The organism is Afipia sp. P52-10 (assembly GCF_000516555.1).
In the GTDB taxonomy this organism is placed as follows: domain Bacteria; phylum Pseudomonadota; class Alphaproteobacteria; order Rhizobiales; family Xanthobacteraceae; genus P52-10.
This window is the reverse complement of record NZ_AZSJ01000003.1, coordinates 617,198-638,236: the sequence shown is the minus strand read 5'-3', so window position 1 is coordinate 638,236 and position 21,039 is coordinate 617,198. Positions and strand designations below refer to the sequence as shown.

The window sequence follows — 21,039 nt, the reverse complement described above, 5'->3', positions numbered from 1 at the left end:
CTTGGCCTTATCGATAAGCAGATCATGTGGAGCCGTCTGATTGCGGTGGTGGAGGAGCAGGCGCAAGCGTTGCAGCGCACGGCTTTTTCGACCATCGTACGCGAATCCGGTGACCTCGCCGCAGGCGTGTTCGATGGTCGGGGGCGTATGCTGGCTCAGGCCGTCACCGGTACGCCGGGTCACATCAATTCGATGGCGCTCGCGGTCGGTCATGTGATCGATCACTATCCTCTGCATACGATGCAGCCGGGTGACGTGTTCATCCATAACGATCCCTGGATGGGGACCGGACACACCAACGACATTTCGCTGACGACGCCATGCTTCGTGGACGACCAGTTGGTGGGATTCCTCGCCTGCAATAGCCATCTGATGGATATCGGCGGCCTGCGTGACCTGTCGGCATCGACCGACGTTTTCATGGAAGGTCTCTATCTGCCGATCCTCAAGATCGTTGATGGCGGGGTTTTGAATGAGTCGCTGATGGAGGTGATCCGCGCCAATACCCGCCAGCCGGTCGAGACGGTGGGCGACGTCTACTCGCTGATGAACTGCAACGATGTCGGTTGCAGGCGGCTGGTCGAGATGATGGACGAGTTCGGTCTCGATGAACTGGATGAACTCGCAGATCATATCATCGATACGTCGCGTGCTGCGGTGCAGGCTGAAATCGCAAAGCTGCCGCAGGGCACCTGGCACGCATCGCTGATGATCGACGGACAGGATGAGCCGGTTGAGCTCAAGGCAGCACTCACGATTGCCGAGGGCCGTATCCACGTCGATTACGCCGGATCGGCCAGTATGACGAAGCGCAATTTCAATGTGCCGATCTGCTACACGCTGGCCTACACGTCATACGCGCTCGGCTGCGTGGTCGCACGCGATATCCCCAATAATGCGGGCTCGCTGGAGCCGCGCACGGTGTCGGCGCCGGAGGGGTCGATCGTCAATGCAATCAAGCCCGCGGCTGTGGTGCAGCGGCATCTGATTGGATTGATGCTGCCGGACCTGGTGTTCGGCTGCCTCAGGCAGGCCATTCCGGACCTCGTACCGGCGGAAGGCGCGGGTGTGCTCTGGAACATACGTGCCAACGGACCGTGGTCGAGCCCGCCACGGTTCGGCGAGGAGTTCATGGTCGGCGTGGTGACGACCGGCGGCATGGGGGCGCTACCGTTCCGGGATGGTCTGTCGGCGACGGGTTTCCCAAGTGGTGTGCGCGGCGGCCCGATCGAGATCTTCGAGTCGATGTCAACCCTGATCGTCTGGCGCAAAGAGTATCGGCAGGATTCCGGCGGCGCTGGCTGCATGCGCGGCGGCCTCGGGCAAGTCATCGAGATGGCGAATGGGATCAATGAGCCGTTCTATTTCCACTGCGCCTTCGAGCGCATGACGTTCGCTGCGCGTGGCTTCGATGCCGGATTGTCCGGCGCGCCGGGGCGTCTCGCCCTTGCATCGGGAGGCCGCCTGGCGGGCAAGGGGCGTCATGATGTTCCATCGGGCGACCGCGTCATCATCATGTCGCCTGGCGGCGGCGGGATCGGAGATCCGAAGCGGCGCGATCGGATCCTGGTCGAGGCGGATCTCGCCAACGGCCTGATTTCGGCAGATGCCGCCGTAGAGGTTTACGGCATGGGAGCGGGCGCATGCGCCAGCCGGGTCCTTGAGGAGGTGCGGCATGGATAGGGCGACCGGCGCAGATCTGATTGGCAAGCAGATCATGTGGAGCCGCCTGATCGCGGTGGTGGAGGAGCAGGCGCAGGCATTGCAGCGCACGGCCTTCTCGACCATCGTCCGCGAGTCGGGAGACCTTGCCGCGGGCGTCTTCGATGCGCGTGGGCGTATGCTGGCGCAGGCTGTCACCGGAACGCCGGGCCATATCAATTCGATGGCGCTCGCCGTCGGTCACGTGATCGACCACTACCCTCTGCACACGATGCAGCCGGGGGACGTCTTCATCCACAATGATCCCTGGATGGGAACGGGACACACGAACGATATCTCGCTGACGACACCTTGCTTCTTCGGCGACAAGCTGGTCGGCTTTCTCGCTTGCAACAGCCATGTCATGGACATCGGCGGTCTCATTGATCGAGTCAGCTCGACGGATGTCTTCATGGAAGGGCTTTACCTGCCGATCCTGAAGATCGTCGATGGCGGCGTATTGAATGAGACGCTGATGGCGGTGATCCGCGCCAACACCCGCCAACCCGTCGAGACCGTTGGCGACGTCTATTCGCTGATGAACTGTAACGATGTCGGCTGCGTCCGCCTGCTCGACATGATGCATGAGTTCGGACTCAACGAGCTGGACGAACTCGCCGACCACATCATCGAAACATCGCGCGCGGCAGTGAAGGCGGAAATCGCGAAGTTACCGAAAGGGACCTGGCATGCGTCGCTGTCGCTCGACGGTCAGGGCGAAGCAGTCGAACTGAAGGCTGCGCTGACGATTTCCGACGGCTGCATCCACGTTGATTATACCGGCTCGGCGGGTATGACGAAGCGCAACTTCAATGTGCCGATCTGCTACACGCTGGCCTACACCTCCTATGCGCTCGGCTGCATCATTGCCCGCGACATTCCGAACAATGCCGGCTCGCTGGAGCCGCGCACGGTGTCGGCGCCAGAGGGTTGCATCCTCAACGCCATCAAGCCAGCGGCGGTGATCTCGAGGAGCCAGGTCGGCCTGATGCTGCCTGATCTGGTTTACGACTGTTTGCGTCAAGCGATTCCCGATCGTGTGCCCGCCGAAAGCACCTGTGCGTTGTGGGGCATCACCATTCTCGGCCCGAAGACGAGTCCGCCGAAGGTGAACGAGCGTTATCAGGTGCAGGTCATTACCACGGGCGGCATGGGCGCGCTGCCGTTCCGCGACGGCCTGTCCGCAACAGGCTTTCCGAGCGGCGTGCGCGGCGGGCCGATCGAGGTGTTCGAAGCGATGTCGACGGTGATCGTCTGGCGAAAGGAGTATCGCCAGGATTCCGGCGGTCCGGGACGCATGCGCGGCGGATTAGGTCAGGTCATCGAGATGGAGAACGGCATCCACGAAGCGTTTCTCTACAACACGACCTATGAGCGGGTTGATCATCCTGCGCGCGGCGTAAGCGGAGGCTGCCATGGCGCTGCGGGCATGATCCGTCTGCGCTCCGGGCAACGGCTTGCTGGGAAAGGTCAGCATCAGATTCCAGCAGGCGATCGGGTTCTGATCATGTCTCCCGGTGGCGGCGGCATCGGCGATCCGAGAGAACGCGATCGCTCCCTGATCGCGGCCGATCTCGCAAACGAACTGATCTCAAGCGAGACTGCACGGGACATCTACGGCTTCGACGCGTCCGCGAGCTGACGCAAAGCCCTAACAAAGGAGTTGGGAACGTGAATGATATCTGTCTGGATCGGCGCTCGCTGCTTGCAGGGCTTGGATCGTTGCCCGCGCTGGCGCTGGCTGGCCCTCGTTCGTTCGCCTCGACCACGACGGTTGACGTCAAGAAGGGCGGCGTTGTCACGATGATCGCGGCGAATGAACCTCCTGCGCTGCTCAGCTTCGTGAACTCTTCCAGCCTCGTATTTAGCGGCCGCACGACCGAGGGTTTGCTTGAATTCGGACATGACATGAAGCCGCAGCCCTTGCTCGCGACCGATTGGGAGGTTTCTCCGGACGGACTAACTTATAGTTTCAAGCTGCGCGAAGGTGTGAAATGGCACGACGGCGAGGATTTCACGTCGGCGGACGTTGCATTCTCAATTGGCGTTCTGAAGAAATTTCATCCGCGCGGCCGCACCACATTTGCTCAGGTCAGGGCGATCGAGACGCCCGACAGGCTGACTGTTATTCTCAAGCTTGAGAAACCGACGCCTTACCTCCTGACGGCCATGTCGTCGGCGGAATCTCCCATCGTGCCCAAGCATCGCTATGGCGATGCCGATCCGTTGACACACCCTAACAACATAGCTCCAATCGGTACGGGGCCGTTCGTCTTTAAGGAATGGGTTCGCGGCAGTCATGCAATCTGGGAGCGCAACCCGAATTACTGGAACAGGTCGTTGCCCCATATCGATCGCTTGGTGGGGCGCTTCATTCTTGATCCCGCGGCTCGTACGATCGCCTTCGAAACCGGCGACGTCGATATCGGTTATCGGACGCCGGTGCCGTATCGGGACATCGAGCGACTGAAGAAGAACCCAAAGATTTCGTTCGAGGAAAAGGGCTATGCCTACGATCCGCCGAACATCATTATTCTCGAAGCCAATCTCGAGAACGAATATCTCAAGAACTTGAAGGTCCGCCAGGCGATCGCTCACTGCATCAACCGTGAGGCGATCTGCAAGATCGTCTTCTTCGGCAATGCCGTTCCGTCGGCTGCGCCGGTCGTTCCCTATCACAAGGAATTTCACAACGGTCAGCCTTCACCCTATCCGTTCGATGTCAATGCGGCTTCGAAGTTGCTCGACGATGCGGGTTATGCGCGCGGGGCCGGCGGCATGCGGTTCACGCTGACGCTGGACTATACCGGCGAGGATCAGCGGGTGCTGGGTGAGTTCTTGCGGGCCTCATTGTCCCGTGCAGGTATCGGCGTGGAGCTGCGGGGGCAGGACATGGGCACGCTGGTCAAGCGCGTCTACAGCGAGCGTGGTTATGCGCTGCATCTTGCCTCGATCAGCAACCTGTTCGATCCGCAGGTTGGTGTGCAGCGGCTCTACTGGTCCAAAAACCTGATCAAGGGTGTGCCGTTCTCCAACGGAACCGCCTATAGCAATCCGGAGGTCGACACGTTGCTGGAGGATACCGCAGTGTCGTTGGACAAGCAGGAGCGGATCGCCAAATGGAAGAAGATCCAGGAGATCGTCATGCGCGATGTTCCGAATTTCCCGATTGCGATGCCCCTGTGGCTGACGATCAGCCGCGTACGCATCAGTGACCACACCACCAACGCCGAAGGTTTTGAAGGGTCGATGGCGCGGGTCCAGGTGATCGCATGAGTGAGGTGTTCAGAACGGCTCCGCTGCCCCCGCTTGGTGAGCGGTTGCCGCGGAGCATTCGCGCGGCTGGACCGATAACGCCTGCGGGCTCACGCTGGCCGTCGCTGCATGGCGCCGTAGAGTAGGAACAGGAGCCCTGCGCCGACGGCGGACAGCACCAGCCAGTTGATTGTCGTCCAGCCGTCGCTATGCACGATGCCGCCGGAGGCGAGGGAGGCCGCTGCCACCGATCCGAACACGATGAAATCGTTCAAGCCCTGGACCTTTGAGGCTTCCTCGGGCGCATGGCAGTCGGTAACCATCGTTGTCGCGCCGAGGAAGCCGAAATTCCAGCCAACGCCGAGCAGCACCAGCGTTACCCAGAAGTTGGCGATCGTCGTCCCCGACAGGGCGATGACGGCGCCGCATGCGATCAGCACAAGACCGAGCAGGGTGATCCATTCCTTGCCGAAGCGGTCGATCAGGCGGCCGGTGACGAAGCTCGGCGCGAACATGCTGAGAACGTGCCACTGGATTCCGAGGGCGGCCTCGCCAACACCAAAGCCACATCCGATCATCGCGATCGGCGCGGCCGTCATCATGAAGCTCATCGTGCCATAGGAGACGATGCCGGCGCCGGAGGCGGCGATGAAGCGTGGCGTCATCACGATCTGCATCAGGGGCCGGCCGCTCCCGCGCGTCGTGTGGCGCGGAATTGCTGGATAGGCCATAGACGCGAGAAACGGAATGGTTGCCAGGGCGAGCAAGGTTTGGCCGATAAAGCTGCCGGCGAATTGGATGCCAGGGACGATGTCGCGCGTCCAGATGACGATCTGCGGTCCGATAATGGCTGAGCCGAGCCCGCCCGCCATCACCAGTGAAATGGCGCGTGCGCGCCTTTCTGGTCGCACTGAGGCGGCCGCAGTGAAGCGATAGCTTTGCACACACGCGACGTTCAGTCCGAACAGGAGTCCGCCGAGACAGAACAGCACAAAGGATGCGCTGATGACGCCCCACGCCGAGATCAATCCACCCGCGGCGGCGATCAACGCTCCCCCGACATAGACGGTCTTACGGCCGAACCGGCGCACGAGCGCGGCCACCGGCAGCGTTGCGGTGGCGGTTCCGATCATGAATGAACTGACGGGCAAGGTTACGAGCGCCTTGTTCTCGGCGAGCGACTGTCCGACCAATCCGCCGAGCGACACCATGATCGGAGGAATGGCTCCGGCAAGTCCCTGCGCGCACGTCAGCAGGATGACGCTTGACGTGGCGCCCGCCTGATCTTGCTCTGTTGGCATGTTTGTCCTGCTATGCGGCTATGGCAAAGCGCCGCGTATTCCGGTCGCTGGCACACGAAGGTTTCGCGTCGCCGCCCATCGATGGACCATAGCCAGGCAGTGGCTGGCGGTTAATTCGGCTCCATGCAGCAGATTGGTGCAGAAATGCAGCAATGCTGATGACGAACCCAGCCCGCCGATGCGCCATCCAGAACGTCAGGCTGCTGAATTCAAGGGGATTGTCGATGTCACACGGTGGCACGCGATTTGCGTGTCGTAGATCGAGTCAGGGAGAAAATCCAACGATGCAGAAAACGAGAGCAGGACATGCGCAACACAGCACCCGTCCGATCGTCCATGGATGTCGACCGGCTGAACCTCATCGCGTCGTTCGTTTCGGTCGCGGAGCATTTGAGCTTTATTGCCGCAGCCAATGTGATCGGGACATCGCCCTCCACCGTCAGCCGGAAAGTATCCAGGCTGGAGGACGCACTCGGTCTGCGGCTGTTTGAGCGCACCACGCGCCGCGTTGCGTTGACCGAAGCCGGACGGCTTTACCATGCGCAGTGCGTACAGATATTCAACCACCTTGCCGATGCCGATGCGATGGTTGCATCGCTCACGTCTGAACCGAACGGTCTCTTGCGCGTCAGCTTCCCGGTCGCGTTCGGCCGTCTTCGTTTGTCCGAAATCATCAGCGAGTTTCTCGACGCCTATCCGAAGGTCAAGGTCGAGGCGAACTACACCGACCGCTTCGTTGATCTGATCGAAGAGTCCTATGACGCTGTGGTGCGGATTGGCGCGCTGCCCGACTCCACGCTGATCGCACGCAAGATCGCGTCCAACCGGAGGCTTGTGGTGGCGTCGCCGTCTTACATCGAGCGCCACGGCGTGCCGGCGCATCCGGGCGATCTAGCCGAGCATCATTGTCTGAGCTTCAGTCACTATTCGGCCTGCGGAACCGTTTGGCGATTCAAATCCGGCGAACAGAGCGAAGAGGTCAAGGTGTCCGGTGAGTTCAGGTCCGACAACTCCGAAGCAATCTATGAGACGGCATTGCGTGGGCGCGGTATCGGGCTGGTGGCCAGTTATCTGTGCTCCGAAAGCATCGCCAGGGGCGATCTCGTTCAGTTGCTTCCCGAATGGACGAGTACGCCGGAAGCCGGCGTCTATGTTGCCTATTCGAGCAGCAAGCACCTCGCACCGAAGGTACGGGTGTTTTCCGATTTTTTGATCCAGAAGCTGAAGAACGTTCCCTGGTAGGGCGGTGTATCAGCGATGTGAACGAAACCGGAAAGAGCATTCCGCGCACGTGTGCGGCTGCACGTCTGAAACGCACGTTAACGGTTCCTGTGATTGCCTCGAACCAGTTACCATGCCACGATTGCAGTCGTGGCGGCAGTCATGATTTCAATTGCAAACCAGTTCGCAATTATACTCTGAATCGCGCCAGACACCGCCACTGCCTTGCAGTACACCAACAGCCACCACATACATGCCTGAGCCTCAAACGAAAGGCTGTGTATGGATGAGCGTAGAAGCAGCGTTGTCTGGCAAAACGCGACGCAGTTTGCGTCCGAAGGCACGCGCGCAGGACGGCATGAGCAGGCTCGGTTCCGTCGGGGTCAGGGGTCGTTAACAGACTTGCTGGTATAGAGCCGCAAGCACCCTACAGAGGACTTGAGAATGGCCGAACCAGATTTGGATGTCGTCATCCGACGCATCGCAAAGGAACAGACGAAGCAGCTGTTGATGGCAGCAAAGAAACGCCGGGACCGGCTCATGGTCCAGGCCGCCAAGGCCAAGAATAAAGAGACGCGGGATCAGTATCGGCAGACGGCGAAAGATACGATGCAGCAGGCGACGGTGATTGCGAAGCGCCTGCAGAACTCCACCGAGAATGCGGCCGACAGCTACGCGCGGGCGATCAAGAAGGCGGCCGAGCAGAGGGCCAAGGAAGCGGCCGCGAAGAAGCCGGCCTAGCTTCGTCGCAGGGCCTTGCGCATGTCCTTCAACCGAGCGGTATCAGTTACGACCGATGTGGAAACGCATTCTCCTTGCTTATCTCGCCGTCGCGCTCGTTGCATTCGTGGTCTGGATGATTCCGGTGACGAAGCACATCGGCAAGAAAGCGTTTTGGCCGCAGACCATGAAGGTCACACAACGTAGCGCCTTGTGGCCGTACGCGGCATTCCGGCATGTGGTGAAGTTCTAAGGCGCATCTGTGCGCCGGGCCGCGCCCTCATGTCGCATGCTCCGATCCTGTCGTCTCTTGCCGTTGCAGAAACACCGTGCAGCGCAATCGCGCGCATCAGGAGGATCTGCGGCCTCCGAACTCAGACGGAATCGTGGAAATTTCCTTTAGCGACAGGGTGAAAGGCAGGATGGCGCGACGAGTCCCGATACGTCGCGCGCGGCATCTTGATACGGAATCGGACCATTGCTCGTTCGATAGGCAAGCCTGCCGTGATGCGTGTCGGCAAAGGCTTCTAGCGATTCTAATTTGCTTCGGTTGCTTTAACAGAGCTGATTTTTTAGAGACCGCCCCGGGTGCATTAAGGGGCGTTCTGTGAACAACTTCAAAAATTATAAGAACCGTTTTTATGTAGGCGTTGCGACAGGAGTTGTTTCGCTTGGGTTGACCGGCATCGGAGCGTCGCAAAGCCGTGCGCAGCACGCCGAGCCGAGCGAGTTGCCGCAGATGACTGTTCGCGCGCCGCAACAGAGTGCGCGGCCGGCGCGTCCCGCACAGACGCGCAGTGCGCCAGTGCGTTCCGCCACTCGCGTCGCGCCGCAGCCGCTCCCCGAACAGCCAATCGTGCCGGCGACAACGATGGGAACAACGCGGACGATCGGCGCGCCGGCTCCAGCCTATGCCGGCGGTCAGGTGGCGCAGGGTGGAACGCTCGGCCTGCTTGGCAGCGCCAATGTCATGAATGTGCCCTTCAGCGCGGTGAATTTCACCTCGCAACTGATCGAGGATCAGCAGGCGCGCACGGCGGCGGATACGCTGATCAATGACGCCTCGGTGCGGCTCACCACAGGCAGCAACGGCTTCGACGACACATTTCAGATTCGCGGTTTTCAAGTGCCCTCCAGCGACGTTGGCTTCAACGGTCTGTACGGGCTGATCTCCTCGAACCGCGTGCCCGCCCAGATCATTGAGCGGATCGAACTGCTCAAGGGACCGGGTGCGCTGATCAACGGTATCGCGCCCGGCGGCAGCGTCGGCGGCGGCATCAACATTGTCAGCAAGCGCGCGTCTGAGGTGCCGTTCGCGCGGTTGACGCCCTTCTTCATGAGCGCCGGCAACTATGGCTTGCATCTGGAGGCAAGCCGTCGCTTCGGTGATAACAAGGAGTGGGGCGTTCGCTTCAACGGCGTCGGGCGCAATGGCGAAGCCTCGATCGACGGCGGAAACTGGCGCAGCGGTCTCGGTGCGTTGTCGCTCGATTATCGCGGCGACCGTCTGCGCTGGACGCTCGATGCGATTTCGCAAAACGACGATACCAAGAATTTCCGCCCGCAGATGACGATCCAGTCCAACGTGCCCTGGATTCCGGCGCCGCCCGATGCGCGCAGCAACTGGTATCCGGGCACGATGCTGCGCCAGCGGGACAACACCATCGCGTCAGGCCTCGAATACGACCTGACCGATGCGCTGACGGTCTATGCCGGCCTCGGCTATCGCGAGGGCAAGAACGAGCAGACGTTCCCGGATTCCCGTGTCGCTGGTTTCCCCGGCGGTATCGATGCGCTGGGCAATTTCAGGCTGATCAACGCCTACTACGATTCTTACACCAAGACCGTCAGCGGCAATGTCGGCCTTCGCTCGCGTTTCGAGACGGGATTCATCGGCCACTCGGTCAACGTTGCTTTTACCGGTTTTGCGCAGGAGGCCGGCAATGCGTATGTCACGTCCGGCTATTCGGTCCCGTCGAATATCTACAATCCGTCTCCGCTTCCAGTGATCACCGCGTTGCGTGCGCCGCCGCAGAAGGCCTCTGAATCGACGCTCACGAGCCTGGCGATCGCCGACACCATGTCGTTCTTGAACGACAGGGTCCTGGTGACCGTCGGTGCCCGTCACCAGATGGTGAAGCAGGACGCGTTCAGCACGACCACCGGCATTCTAACGAGCAGCTACGACGCCGCCGCGACGACGCCAATGGCCGGCGTGGTCATCAAGCCTCTGCACAACGTCTCTTTGTATGCGAACTACGCCGAGGGCCTCACGCGCGGCACCATCGTCGGCCCCGGTTATGCCAACACCGGAGCGGTGCTCGCGCCGTACAAGTCGAAGCAGCAAGAGGCCGGCATCAAGATCGACTGGGGCACCATCACGACGACGGCGGCGGTATTCCAGATCACCCGTCCCAACTCGATCCGCACGGCAACCAACGAACTCGCTTACGATGGCGAACAGCGCAACCGCGGTCTTGAGTTGGCGGCGTATGGCGCGTTGCTGCCCGGCCTGCGGGGTATGATCAGCGCGACCTTCCTGCGTCCGGAGCTGACGAACCCATCCAATCCTCTGGAGCGCGGCAATGACGCTGCCGGCGTGGCGGACAAGACGTTCTCCGCCGGTCTCGAATGGGATACGCCGTGGATCGCTGGCCTGGCGCTCAATGGACGCGTGATCTACACCTCGGGCGGCTATCTGACGAGTGCCAATACCTTGCGCTTCCCCGACTGGACCCGTGTCGATGTCGGTGCGCGTTATGCGACGTCGATCAACGGCAAGCCGGTCACCTTCCGCGCCAACATCGAAAACCTGTTCGACAAGGACTACTGGCTGACAACCGGAACATTCGTGACGGTGGGGTCGCCGCGCACCTATGTCGTTTCGGCTGCGTTCGATTTCTAGCGGCGGATTCGACCAGCAAAGGAAGGAACCTAGTGCTCCGTCCGATGCGCAAACGTTGTTCAATCGCGAGATCGTCGGGGCTGCAAAACGGCTTCGACGGTCTCTGCTCACATTCGGATCTGGCCCGTGCGAACCGTTCGCCCGGGGCGCTTTCTTAAAAGGTGCTCGTCATGACAAAGCGTTTCATTGCCGTCTTCGCCCTGCTGGGAATGGCGACAACCGCGCAGGCCCACCAGATCTGGATCGAGCAGCCCGACGGGCAGAATGCCATCGTTCGCTTTGGCGAGTTCGGCGAGAATCTGCGTGAAGCGTCGCCGGGGTTGCTCGACAAGTTTGCGAAGGTGACCGCGACGCATATCTCTGCCAAGGGCGAGAAGACATTCGACGCCACCAAGGCCGCGAACGGCTTCACGCTGCCGTTCAAGATCATCTCCGGCGACGGTGTTGTCGCCGAGGACGCGAACTACCCGCTCTATACCTGGAAGCAGCAAGATAAGGATGTCACCAACTGGTTTTATCCGGCAGCGCGTTTCATCACCGGCTTTACCGCGCAAAAGCCCAAGCTCGCGCTGGATCTCGTACCCGCCGGTGCCGAGGGGCAGTTCCAGCTGTTCTTCAAGAACCAGCCGAAGGCCAAGACCAAGGTCACGCTGGTCACCCAATCGGGCTGGTCGAAGGAAGCGCATACCGACGAGCAGGGCCTCGTGACGTTCGATATGCCTTGGCAGGGCGTCTATGTCGCCGAGGTGAGCCTCAACGATCGCAACGCAGGCGAACGCGCAGGCGCGAACGGCGCTGAGAAATACGACGCGGTAAGCTATGCCACCACGACAACCTACGTGAAGGCCAGCGGCCTGGCTCCTCTTCCTGCGGGGCCGGCGGCAACGCCTGCCAAATGACGTCTCGGATGCGCCGGGTCTGGTCGATGGGCCCGCTGATTTCGCGCATCGCTGCCGCTCTGTTCGGCGGCTATGCGCTGGCCGCGCTCAGCAGCGTTGCCGCGCTGGCCCTGCCGATGAGCAAACCGCAAGCCGTGCTCACCGGCATGCTGGCGAGCTTCGCCATTTACGCCGGTGCGGTGATCTGGGTCTTCGCCGTACGCAGTGCTTTGAAAGCTTGGCTCGGCCTGATCGTCGTCGCCGTGCCGCTGTCGTGGGCGGCATGGTCTGTTTCCGGATGAGGACCGGCGCATGAGCACGGACAAGGATCGGCGAATAGCTGGCCGCGGCATCCGGCAAAGCATGTCCGACCTGCACAGCTGGGCGGGTCTGCTGCTCGGCTGGATTCTCTACGCCATGTTCCTGACCGGAACGGTTGCTTACTTCAAGGACGAGCTATCGCAGTGGATGCGGCCGGAGCTGGCGCATCAGGCGCAGGTGCCAGATCAGGCCGTCGTGGCCCAGCGGGTCGCGGACGAATTCGCCAGGGCGATTCCCGGAAGTCCGCAATGGAGCATGAAACTCCCCGACGCCCGCAACAACAGCGTCTACGCGTTTTGGCGGACGGGGACACGCTCGCCGGGCGAGCGCGGTTTCGGTGAAGGTTACTTCGATCCCGCGACGGGAAAGAAGGTGACCGCGCGCGACACGCTGGGAGGCGACTTCTTCTATCGCTTCCATTTCCAGTTCCACTATATGCCGGTGGTCTGGGGGCGGTGGCTCGCCGGCATTGCGGCGATGTTCATGCTCGTGGCCATCATCAGCGGCGTCATCACGCATAAGAAGATCTTTGTCGATTTCTTCACGTTTCGCTGGGGCAAGGGACAGCGTTCGTGGCTCGACGCCCACAATGCGCTGTCGGTGTTCGGGCTGCCTTTCCATTTCATGATCACCTATACCGGCCTCGTCACCCTGATGGCGCTGTATATGCCCTGGGGCGAGCGCACGGCATTTCAGACGCCAGCCGAACGTCAGCAATACGCGGCCGAACTCAGCGCCTTCATTACGCCGGGAAAACCCAGCGGCCAGGCTGCGCCGCTCGCCTCGGTCGAGGCGATGGTGCGGCAAGCGCAGGAGCGTTGGGGGCGCGACAATGTCGGGCGCGTCAATGCGGTTCACCCCGGAGATGCAGCCGCGCGGGTGGCTGTGACGCGAGGAGACCCCGGCCGTGTTTCCATGAGCCCGCAATACATGGAATTCGAAGGTGCCACGGGCAAGCTACTCGCGGTGCATGACCATGTCGGAGCTGCGGCTGAGACGCGAGGCGTTCTCTACGCGCTCCACCTGGGCCGCTTCAGTGACACCGTCACGCGATGGCTGTACTTCCTCGTGAGCGCGATGGGGACGGCGATGGTCGGTACCGGCCTCGTGATGTGGACCGTCAAGCGGCGGCAGAAGCTGCTGGATCCCGAACGTCCTTACTTCGGCTTCCGCCTCGTGGAGCGGCTGAACATCGCCAGCATTGCCGGCCTGTCGATCGCCATGACCGCATTTCTTTGGGGAAACCGCCTTTTGCCGTATCCCTTGGCGGACCGCGCCGATCGGGAGATCGATCTGTTCTTCGTCGTCTGGGCGCTGGCACTGCTGCACGCGTTGGTGCGTCCGCCCAAGTCGGCCTGGGTCGAGCAGCTATGGACCGCCTCGGTGCTGCTCGGTTTGTTGCCAATTCTCAATGCTCTGACGACGCAACGCCCGCTGTGGCAAAGCTTGGCCGAGGGCGATTGGATCTTTGCCGGCATCGATATCATGTGTTGGGTGCTTGCATTGCTTCACGCCATCCTGGCGTTGCGCACTTCCAGCCAGAGGCGCCGTCATCAGGCTGAGCGCAAATCGAGCCGTCAGGTCCCGATCGCCTTCGCCGGCGGCAAGGAAGCGCGATGAGTTATTGTCTGGCCTTTGCGCTGTGTCTGGCGGGTTTTGCCGCGCTGGCGTTTGCCACGCACCGCCAGCAGCGGGATATCCTTCGCCGACCGTTCAGTCCTGCCGCGACAACAATGCTTCGCGTTGGTGGCGCCTGTGCGCTGCTGTCAGTGCTTGGCATCCTGGTCGCTTCCCAAGGCTGGAGTCTCGGCCTCGTGATCTTCAGCGGCTATCTCAGTTTGTCCGCGGGTCTCGTGCTGTGTGCACTTATCGGGCAGGCGAGGTTGTCGGTGCGCGGATTGCGGCAACGGTAGTCGCGTTGCAATGCGGTCGGAGGGGAGGCTCCTTCCTTCGAGCAGAAGGCCCCATAGCCATGGCCAGACTGTCGGCCGTTAGCGTCCCATCCGTCGGCGTGGGATCGCGGTTGCGTAGGTGTTGAGCGACAGCAGGTGGCTGTCTGCGCGCCGCAGCGCTTCAAGCGCCGCCTTCCTGTCCTTGTCTGCCAACAGCGCGCAGAGGATTTCGGAAATCACAAGCGCAGGCGCCAGCGTATGGAAGAAGCTCTGGCTCTCGGTGGCGCAGAGGATCACGTTGTCTGCGATTGCCACAAGGGGTGAAACCTCGCTGTCGGTGATGGTGATGATCTTCAGGCCCTTCTCGCGGGCGAGCTCGGCTAGTTCGAGGCTGTGCATCGCATAGGGGTTTATGGAAACGACCAGCAGGGCGTCTCCGGCTCCCGCTCGGATCAAGCCGTCGCCTGATGTTCCAGCCGGCCCGTCAAGATGGACCGTCTTGTCGCCGAGCAGCGCCATGACGTAATGAAAGTGCCAGGCGATGAGATGGCAGGAGCGCAGCCCGAGCACATAGATCCTGCGGGCCTGGTCGAGCCGTTCGGCCGCTGCGCTCAGCTGGTCAAGCGCCTTCGTTTCGCCAAGCCTCGCGACCTGCGCGGCGATGCTACGAGCCATCTGCTGGGCCAATCCCGCGCCGGCAAGATTCTGGTTGCCGCCTTCGCGCTGCATGGCGCGCGCGGCCAAGCCATCCACGCTTGAGCGAATGGCCTCTGCGTAGTGGGCGCGAATATCGTCGTAGCCGGCAAGGCCAAGAAACTTCGCAAACCGAGTCATGGTGGATGGCTGCACGCCTGCACTGCGCGCCAGCTCGCGCATCGAAACCAAGGCGATGTCCTGCGGATGGTCCAGGATATATCGGGCCGCCTGCTGGAGTTGCGGCGGCATGGCGTCGAACTGCCGGATGATCTGATCGCGCAGGGGAACGCTTTGCAACATTCGATCATCTCCTTCGCAATTCGATGAGCTGAGCGTTATCGGCTTCGATGCCGGACCGTTTCATCAGCAGGGATTTCAATCGGATTGTTTCATGATCTTTCCTTATAAAACAAATGTTGCATCTATGCCAGAGTCATGGCACGAAGTTGTGTGGCGATGCCATCGCGGCCGCCGCTCACTGTGCGGAAACGCTGACATGTCCAGAATTCTTCATCGCGCCATTGGCTCGAGCCTGCCGGAGGCCGTCGGCGGCCAGGGCGTCTATATCATCGCCAAGGACGGCAAGCGCTATATCGACGGGTCGGGCGGAGCGGCCGTGAGTTGTCTCGGCCACGGTCATCCGGAAGTCCTGGCGGCGATGCGTGCGCAGATGGATCGGATCGGCTACGTGCATACATCGTTCTTCACGACGGATGTCGCCGAGCAACTCGCCGAGCGTCTCGTCGATCTGTCGCCCGTAGGGCTCGATTATGTCTACCTGGTTTCGGGGGGCTCGGAGGCCGTCGAGGCCGCGCTGAAAATGGCGCGCCAATATTTCGTCGAGACCGGCCAACCGCAGCGCCGGCACATCATTGGACGTCGCCAGAGCTATCATGGCAATACAATCGGTGCGCTGGCCACTGGCGGCAATGCCTGGCGGCGGGCTCAATTCCAGCCGATCCTGCCCGAGACGCACCATGTCTCGCCCTGTTATGCCTATCGCGATCAGCGCGATGGGGAGACGGCGGAGGCTTATGCCGCACGGCTTGCAGACGAGCTCGAGGCCAAGATCCGCGAACTGGGTACCGATCAGGTGATGGCGTTCGTGGCCGAGCCGGTCGTCGGCGCGACGCTCGGTGCCGTTCCGTCAGTCGCAGACTATTTCGCGCGTGTTCGTAAGATCTGCGACAAGTATGGTGTCCTGCTGATCCTGGATGAGGTGATGTGCGGGATGGGACGTACCGGAACGCTGTTCGCATGCGAGCAGGATGGCGTGGTCCCTGACATCGTCACCATCGCCAAAGGACTCGGCGGCGGCTATCAGCCGATCGGTGCTGTCCTGCTGTCCGATAAGATCTATCGAGCCTTTGCCGACGGCTCCGGAGCGTTCCAACACGGACATACGTATATCGGCCATCCGATGGCGGCTGCCGCCGCCAACAAGGTCGTCGAAATCATCTCCCATCCGGCGGTGATGGAGAATGTGCAGCGCATGGGCGAACGCCTTCAGGCGGGGCTCGACGCGGCACTCGGGCAATCTCCCCATGTCGGCGACATCCGCGGGCGCGGTTTGTTCCGCGGCATCGAGATCGTCGCCGATAAGGAGAGCAAGACCCCGTTTGATCCCGCGCGCAAGATCCATGCGCGGATCAAGAAGGAAGCCATGGCGCGTGGCCTGTTGTGCTATCCCATGGGCGGGACCATCGACGGCGTGCAGGGCGATCATGTTCTGCTCGCGCCGCCCTACATCATCGAGCCGATCGAGATCGATCAGATCGTCGAGCGCATCACTGCTGCGATCGATGCCGCAATCAAAGCATAGTGCGGTCATGGCTCGCCGCATCGCGGCGGCGTCGCTTGCGGTGTGTGCGCATCGCCGGCGCGGTGTAGGAATTTGAATCTCCAGGCGGGGCGCTTGCCGCCATCGTTTTACCGAAGATGTCTCGACGGATCGTGCTAGGCGACTAGGCAATGCATCGCCCGCCTGCGATAACCAGCCTTTCGATGCTTGATGCGAGACATCCATGACGACCTCTCCTTGTCTGCCGATCAGCGATGCCGATTGGCCTGCCGCGATCGCCGAGATGAAATCCGGATTTGCCGGCGCGCTCAATGTCTACCGGACCATGGCGTATCATCCTGACCTGCTGAGGGCGTGGGCGCCGCTGCGTCAGCATATCGTCAAGGACAGCGCTCTGGGGGCGCAGCGCTCCGAATTGGTGATCCTGCGCGCGGCGCACCGCATGGGCTCATCCTATGAGTGGGCCCATCATGTCAGCCGAGCGCGCGCGCTGGGCATGGGCGATGCTCGTATCGCCGCGATGCGCGGTATGCCGGAAGGCGAGGATGGACTGATCGCCCGTGCCGTCGACGCTTTGTTCGATCAACGGCGTTTGTCGTCCGAGCTTGAAGCAGAGCTTGCAGCTCGGGTGGGACGCAAGGCGGTCTTCGATCTGATTGCGACGGTCGGCTTTTATTCAGTGCTCGGCTATATTCTGATGACCTATGATACGCCGATCGATGCTCCTGTCGCCGACGAGATGCGAAAACGGCCGCTCGCCTGAAAGGAAATGCTCTGTCGGTTTCTGATCCGGTCGGTGCCGAGCAGCGCTGTTATCCGTCATTGACTACCGCGCTCGCTCACCTGCACGAGCGGGCCGCGGGTAAGCAGAACCAGATGCGAGCCGAAGTCCCAGGCGCGACTTTCTTGTGCCTGTTGCGCTCAGCGAGAAGACAAAGTGCCGTAGCATCGCGATACCTCAGGGCTTGCTCGCTGGCAGTACCTGCGAGATTGGATGAGGCTGTGGTCGATGTCCTTTCGCTCTTTTTTCGCCATCGTTTTGCTTGCCCTGTATGGCACGCTTGCTTGGACACCGAGCGCCTCGGCCCAGGCGCCGCGGCCGGCGGAGCAACCTGCGGCTCCTGCACGAACGCCGGCTGCTTCGTCATTGCCTGGCGCCGCGACCTCGCTCCAGGAAACCCACGGCGATTGGGTTGTCAGCTGCGCTCTGCAGGGGGCATCGAAGCGTTGTGGGCTGACTCAGGAGCACACCAACCAGCAGACGCGCCAGCGCGTATTCGCCGTGGAGCTGACGCCGGTCGGCGACAAGGTCGAAGGCGTGTTGTTGTTGCCGTTCGGACTGGTGCTGGATCAGGGCGTCGCGTTGCAAGTCGACGATCAGGCGGAGGGACAGCCGCTGCGTTTTCGCACCTGTTTGATGGCGGGATGTCTCGTTCAAGTAACATTCGACGCGCGGCAAGCGGCGGCCTTGCGCGGCGGAACGGCATTGAAGATGCGTGTGACGCCGGAAGGCGGCCCATCGACGGTGCTTGCCATCTCTCTCAAGGGGTTGGGGGCAGCGCTCGATCGGACGATCGCGCTGGCACGCTGAGGTCTGCAGCAGCGCTTTCGAGCCAAGGGCGCTGGGTTCACCTGGAGAAGCGGCGCAAGACCGGCGCCCTTCAGCGCCTCCTCGATCAGAATCGGAAAGGCCAGGAAAGAGACAGGATTGGGCGGTCCTGCGATCGTTGCGTTACTCGGCCGTGATGCCGGCCTTGTCGACGAGATCCTGCATCTTTGCAGCCTCAGCGGCGATAAACTCGGTCAGCCTTTCGTCGGAGAGTCCAGCGAGCGGTTTGGCGCCTCGCTCCTCAAAAAAGCTGCGGGCTTCCGGACTGCTGAGAACCTCGCGAAAAGCCGCAGCGAGCCGGTCTCTGATCTCCTTCGGTGTGCCCGCCGGCGCGAGGATCACATCCCAAGGAGAAAAGGTGACGTTCGCGTACCCCGCATCCTGCAGCGTGCCGACGCCTGGAAGGCTGCTAACCCTGGTGCTGCCAGTCGTCGCCAGAGCCCTGAGCTTTCCGGACTCGATCAGTTGCTGCGTGGCGGCCGGATAATCGAACAGCAGATCGATGTCGTTCGACAGTAGGCTTGGAACCGATTGTCCGGCGCCGCGGAATGGAATGTGCGTCATCTGAATGTCGGCGAGTTTCTCAAAATATGCCGATGCAAGGTGGGCCGTGGTGCCGATACCGGCCGACCCGTAGTTGAGTTTCTTCGGGTTGCTCTTTGCGTATTCCACCAGCGAGGCGACATCTTTGAACGGCTTCGCGGCGTTCGTGACGAGGACCATATCGTAAGTACCCAGTCCGTGGATCGGAACGAACGCGCGTCGCGGAGAGAAAGACAGGCCCTTGTTGATCAGCGGGATCACCGTCATCATCGACGATGACGCATAGACCAGCGTGTAGCCGTCCGGTTTGGCGGCTGCGACATACTCGGTGCCAACGATGCCTGATGCGCCGGTGCGGTTGTCGATCAATACCGGTTGGCCGAGTTTTTCGCTGAGGCCCTTGGCGGCATACCGCGCAATAACATCCGGATTGCCGCCGGGTGGATAAGGAATGACCCACGTAATCGGGCGCGTGGGAAAGGATTCGGCCATCGACGGCGCGATGAGGACGGCCGATAGGACGGCTGCGAGGGCCTTGATACAAAATGCTTTGAGGCAACGATCGAACAAGAGCCATCCTCCGACATTGATCCGGCCTATTGCCGGTCTTGTGTTTGAATTGGAACATACGCGCTAGGCTCTCGCAATACGTTAGCGGTCTTCTCAGCTGCGAATGGCGACGTGCCCCAATCTGAAGCAGCGATGAAATCGGACCGACGCCCTGCGATGGCAGTCGGTCTCGTGCGAGCATGGCTGATCTCGCGCGATGCATATCCCGCTGTTTTTGATTGACCTTTGGCGTCATTTTGCAGTCTGACAACGGTGTATTGCGCTGCTATTCGGATTGAGACGATGCGAGAAAGACTTTGTTCGGTTGTGCTTCTGCTGGCCGTATGCCTTCTGTCGCTGACGTGCGCGGGCACGGCTGCATCAGCGCAGAGCTCGTCCGCGTCGGAGGTCAAAGACCGCGAACTGGTCATCGGGATCAAGGACTCTCCGCCATTTGCAATGAAGGCAAGCGACGGCGATTGGCAGGGAATCAGTGTCGAACTGTGGCGGAAAGTCGCAACCGATCTGAAGTTCAAATACCGCTTCGTCGAAGTCCCGCAGGTCTCCGACCTGATCGAGGCAACGGCGGACAAGAAGATCGACGTCGCGGTCGCCGCGCTGACTGTGACGTCAGCCCGTGAGCGACTGATCGATTTCATACCGGCCTTCTATTCGGCAGGCTTCGGCATTGCCGTTTCCGCCGGCGGCGATGCGACCTGGATGCCCGTGTTCAGGGCGATGACGTCATTCGGTTTTCTACAATCGATCCTGGTCCTGGTCGGTCTCGCTCTGGTGGTCGGCATCGTCGTATGGCTTTTGGAACGGCAGCACAACGAGGAATTCGGCGGCAGCGTTGCGCGCGGGCTGAGCTCAAGCGTGTGGTGGACCACGGTGGCGATGACTCAGCGCGGCATCGGCAATTTTGGTCCGCGCACGATGCCGGGCAGAGCCGTTGCCATGTTCTGGATGGTGGGGTCCATCATCGCCATCGCCATCTTCACAGCCAGCGTTACGTCGGTTCTCACGGTCAAGCAGCTGAGAGGCACGGTCCATGATGTCGGTGACCTGTCGGACGTGCGTGTCGGCATCGTGCGCAATACGGCGACGGAAGACGCGCTCGCCCATATGCGGATTTCCTCGCAGGGATTTTTGACCTTGCGCGATGCGCTTCTGGCGCTGCGTTCCGGCAGCATCGACGCCGTCGTTCACGACCGACCGCTCCTTGGATGGCAGGTCAATCAGGAATTCCGCAGTTCGATCGAACTCCTGGATGTATCGTTCAATCCGCAGAATTACGCGTTCGCGGTTTCCCCGGACTCGCCGCTGCGGAAGCGGATTGGGATCGCGGTGCTCGATGTCGTGCAAAGCGGTTGGTGGAACAACCTGCTGATGAGCTACACGGGCGTCCGCTGAGCGAAGTCGGCAGTGGCTTGCAGCCGCCGCCGAGGCGGCCTTACGACGGCGTTTGCCGGCGCGGGACTGCACGCGGCGGAATGGGACGGGACTCTCTCGGCGGCAACAGTTATGCCCTAGGTCACGGGTGGCCCGTGCTAGCGTTCAACCAGCAGCGTCATTGGCAGACGGTGATCCGCTGCCTGCATGGGACTAACTCTGCCGCTGGCGATCTGGCGCGACGGCATGGACTAT

At 61.3% G+C, this 21,039-nt stretch carries 18 protein-coding genes; 15 read left to right on the top strand and 3 right to left on the bottom strand.

Annotated features, from left to right (window positions below):
• Window positions 1-24: 24 nt before the first annotated feature.
• Genes X566_RS04260 through X566_RS04250 form a run of 3 tightly spaced genes read left to right on the top strand, consistent with a single transcriptional unit; the run spans window position 25 to window position 4,977 of the window.
• On the top strand, window positions 25-1,683 hold the full coding sequence (locus X566_RS04260; protein WP_051444147.1) for a hydantoinase B/oxoprolinase family protein: 1,659 nt from the start codon (window positions 25-27) through the stop codon (window positions 1,681-1,683).
• Window positions 1,676-3,343: a hydantoinase B/oxoprolinase family protein gene (locus X566_RS04255; RefSeq protein ID WP_034463781.1), complete on the top strand. Its 1,668-nt coding sequence runs from the start codon at window positions 1,676-1,678 to the stop codon at window positions 3,341-3,343. Before X566_RS04260 ends, X566_RS04255 begins: the two co-directional genes overlap by 8 nt.
• A 29-nt stretch (window positions 3,344-3,372) precedes the next feature.
• A complete protein-coding gene (locus tag X566_RS04250) occupies window positions 3,373-4,977 on the top strand; it encodes an ABC transporter substrate-binding protein (RefSeq protein WP_034463779.1) in 1,605 nt (534 codons plus the stop codon).
• Between the two features lie 89 nt (window positions 4,978-5,066).
• On the opposite strand, the gene X566_RS04245 is transcribed toward X566_RS04250, so the two are convergent.
• On the bottom strand, window positions 5,067-6,257 hold the full coding sequence (locus X566_RS04245) for an MFS transporter (RefSeq protein ID WP_051443865.1): 1,191 nt from the start codon (window positions 6,255-6,257) through the stop codon (window positions 5,067-5,069).
• 306 nt (window positions 6,258-6,563) lie between these two features.
• Here X566_RS04245 and X566_RS04240 point away from each other — a divergent pair, with 306 nt between their 5' ends.
• The 8 genes from X566_RS04240 to X566_RS04210 all read left to right on the top strand — a co-directional run bounded on the left by X566_RS04240 (window position 6,564) and on the right by X566_RS04210 (window position 14,215).
• Complete coding sequence (locus tag X566_RS04240) at window positions 6,564-7,499, top strand: LysR family transcriptional regulator (RefSeq protein WP_051443864.1); 936 nt, start codon at window positions 6,564-6,566, stop codon at window positions 7,497-7,499.
• Between the two features lie 423 nt (window positions 7,500-7,922).
• The gene (locus X566_RS04235) at window positions 7,923-8,219 is read left to right on the top strand and encodes a hypothetical protein (RefSeq protein WP_034463775.1); all 297 of its coding nucleotides are present in this window, start codon (window positions 7,923-7,925) and stop codon (window positions 8,217-8,219) included.
• 55 nt (window positions 8,220-8,274) lie between these two features.
• Window positions 8,275-8,451, top strand: a complete 177-nt coding sequence (locus X566_RS24950) for a hypothetical protein (protein ID WP_160170441.1) — start codon at window positions 8,275-8,277, stop codon at window positions 8,449-8,451.
• 354 nt (window positions 8,452-8,805) lie between these two features.
• The gene (locus tag X566_RS04230; protein ID WP_034463773.1) at window positions 8,806-11,103 is read left to right on the top strand and encodes a TonB-dependent siderophore receptor; all 2,298 of its coding nucleotides are present in this window, start codon (window positions 8,806-8,808) and stop codon (window positions 11,101-11,103) included.
• 170 nt (window positions 11,104-11,273) lie between these two features.
• Window positions 11,274-12,002, top strand: a complete 729-nt coding sequence (locus tag X566_RS04225) for a cobalt ABC transporter substrate-binding protein (RefSeq protein WP_034463770.1) — start codon at window positions 11,274-11,276, stop codon at window positions 12,000-12,002.
• The gene (locus tag X566_RS04220; RefSeq protein ID WP_034463767.1) at window positions 11,999-12,283 is read left to right on the top strand and encodes a DUF3649 domain-containing protein; all 285 of its coding nucleotides are present in this window, start codon (window positions 11,999-12,001) and stop codon (window positions 12,281-12,283) included. Before X566_RS04225 ends, X566_RS04220 begins: the two co-directional genes overlap by 4 nt.
• Window positions 12,284-12,293: 10 nt before the next feature.
• Window positions 12,294-13,922, top strand: a complete 1,629-nt coding sequence (locus X566_RS04215; RefSeq protein WP_034463764.1) for a PepSY domain-containing protein — start codon at window positions 12,294-12,296, stop codon at window positions 13,920-13,922.
• Window positions 13,919-14,215, top strand: a complete 297-nt coding sequence (locus tag X566_RS04210; protein WP_034463761.1) for a DUF3325 domain-containing protein — start codon at window positions 13,919-13,921, stop codon at window positions 14,213-14,215. Before X566_RS04215 ends, X566_RS04210 begins: the two co-directional genes overlap by 4 nt.
• A gap of 78 nt (window positions 14,216-14,293) precedes the next feature.
• On the opposite strand, the gene X566_RS04205 is transcribed toward X566_RS04210, so the two are convergent.
• Window positions 14,294-15,190: a MurR/RpiR family transcriptional regulator gene (locus X566_RS04205; protein WP_034463759.1), complete on the bottom strand. Its 897-nt coding sequence runs from the start codon at window positions 15,188-15,190 to the stop codon at window positions 14,294-14,296.
• Window positions 15,191-15,386: 196 nt separating this feature from the next.
• Here X566_RS04205 and X566_RS04200 point away from each other — a divergent pair, with 196 nt between their 5' ends.
• The 3 genes from X566_RS04200 (at window position 15,387) to X566_RS04190 (ending at window position 18,282) form a co-directional block, all read left to right on the top strand.
• Window positions 15,387-16,712 carry an aspartate aminotransferase family protein gene (locus X566_RS04200; protein ID WP_034463757.1) on the top strand — a complete coding sequence of 442 codons (1,326 nt, stop codon included), beginning with the start codon at window positions 15,387-15,389 and terminating at the stop codon, window positions 16,710-16,712.
• A gap of 202 nt (window positions 16,713-16,914) precedes the next feature.
• A complete protein-coding gene (locus tag X566_RS04195) occupies window positions 16,915-17,454 on the top strand; it encodes a carboxymuconolactone decarboxylase family protein (protein WP_034463755.1) in 540 nt (179 codons plus the stop codon).
• Window positions 17,455-17,700: 246 nt separating this feature from the next.
• Window positions 17,701-18,282 carry an invasion associated locus B family protein gene (locus tag X566_RS04190; protein ID WP_081740048.1) on the top strand — a complete coding sequence of 194 codons (582 nt, stop codon included), beginning with the start codon at window positions 17,701-17,703 and terminating at the stop codon, window positions 18,280-18,282.
• 141 nt (window positions 18,283-18,423) lie between these two features.
• On the opposite strand, the gene X566_RS04185 is transcribed toward X566_RS04190, so the two are convergent.
• Window positions 18,424-19,335 carry a tripartite tricarboxylate transporter substrate binding protein gene (locus X566_RS04185; RefSeq protein ID WP_152539792.1) on the bottom strand — a complete coding sequence of 304 codons (912 nt, stop codon included), beginning with the start codon at window positions 19,333-19,335 and terminating at the stop codon, window positions 18,424-18,426.
• Window positions 19,336-19,695: 360 nt separating this feature from the next.
• On the opposite strand from X566_RS04185, the gene X566_RS04180 reads away from it, so the two are divergent.
• A complete protein-coding gene (locus tag X566_RS04180) occupies window positions 19,696-20,805 on the top strand; it encodes a transporter substrate-binding domain-containing protein (protein ID WP_034463753.1) in 1,110 nt (369 codons plus the stop codon).
• Window positions 20,806-21,039: the final 234 nt, after the last annotated feature.

Bases quoted from the DNA above. Each gene is read 5' to 3' on its own strand.
- X566_RS04260 (WP_051444147.1), top strand. From the start codon at position 25: ATGTGGAGCCGTCTGATTGCGGTGGTGGAGGAGCAGGCGCAAGCGTTG.
- X566_RS04225 (WP_034463770.1), top strand. From the start codon at position 11,274: ATGACAAAGCGTTTCATTGCCGTCTTCGCCCTGCTGGGAATGGCGACA.
- X566_RS04185 (WP_152539792.1), bottom strand. From the start codon at position 19,335: ATGGCCGAATCCTTTCCCACGCGCCCGATTACGTGGGTCATTCCTTAT.
- X566_RS04235 (WP_034463775.1), top strand. From the start codon at position 7,923: ATGGCCGAACCAGATTTGGATGTCGTCATCCGACGCATCGCAAAGGAA.
- X566_RS04245 (WP_051443865.1), bottom strand. From the start codon at position 6,257: ATGCCAACAGAGCAAGATCAGGCGGGCGCCACGTCAAGCGTCATCCTG.
- X566_RS04205 (WP_034463759.1), bottom strand. From the start codon at position 15,190: ATGTTGCAAAGCGTTCCCCTGCGCGATCAGATCATCCGGCAGTTCGAC.
- X566_RS04190 (WP_081740048.1), top strand. From the start codon at position 17,701: ATGTCCTTTCGCTCTTTTTTCGCCATCGTTTTGCTTGCCCTGTATGGC.
- X566_RS04255 (WP_034463781.1), top strand. From the start codon at position 1,676: ATGGATAGGGCGACCGGCGCAGATCTGATTGGCAAGCAGATCATGTGG.
- X566_RS04195 (WP_034463755.1), top strand. From the start codon at position 16,915: ATGACGACCTCTCCTTGTCTGCCGATCAGCGATGCCGATTGGCCTGCC.
- X566_RS04220 (WP_034463767.1), top strand. From the start codon at position 11,999: ATGACGTCTCGGATGCGCCGGGTCTGGTCGATGGGCCCGCTGATTTCG.
- X566_RS04215 (WP_034463764.1), top strand. From the start codon at position 12,294: ATGAGCACGGACAAGGATCGGCGAATAGCTGGCCGCGGCATCCGGCAA.
- X566_RS04180 (WP_034463753.1), top strand. From the start codon at position 19,696: ATGCGAGAAAGACTTTGTTCGGTTGTGCTTCTGCTGGCCGTATGCCTT.
- X566_RS04240 (WP_051443864.1), top strand. From the start codon at position 6,564: ATGCGCAACACAGCACCCGTCCGATCGTCCATGGATGTCGACCGGCTG.
- X566_RS04200 (WP_034463757.1), top strand. From the start codon at position 15,387: ATGTCCAGAATTCTTCATCGCGCCATTGGCTCGAGCCTGCCGGAGGCC.
- X566_RS24950 (WP_160170441.1), top strand. From the start codon at position 8,275: ATGTGGAAACGCATTCTCCTTGCTTATCTCGCCGTCGCGCTCGTTGCA.
- X566_RS04210 (WP_034463761.1), top strand. From the start codon at position 13,919: ATGAGTTATTGTCTGGCCTTTGCGCTGTGTCTGGCGGGTTTTGCCGCG.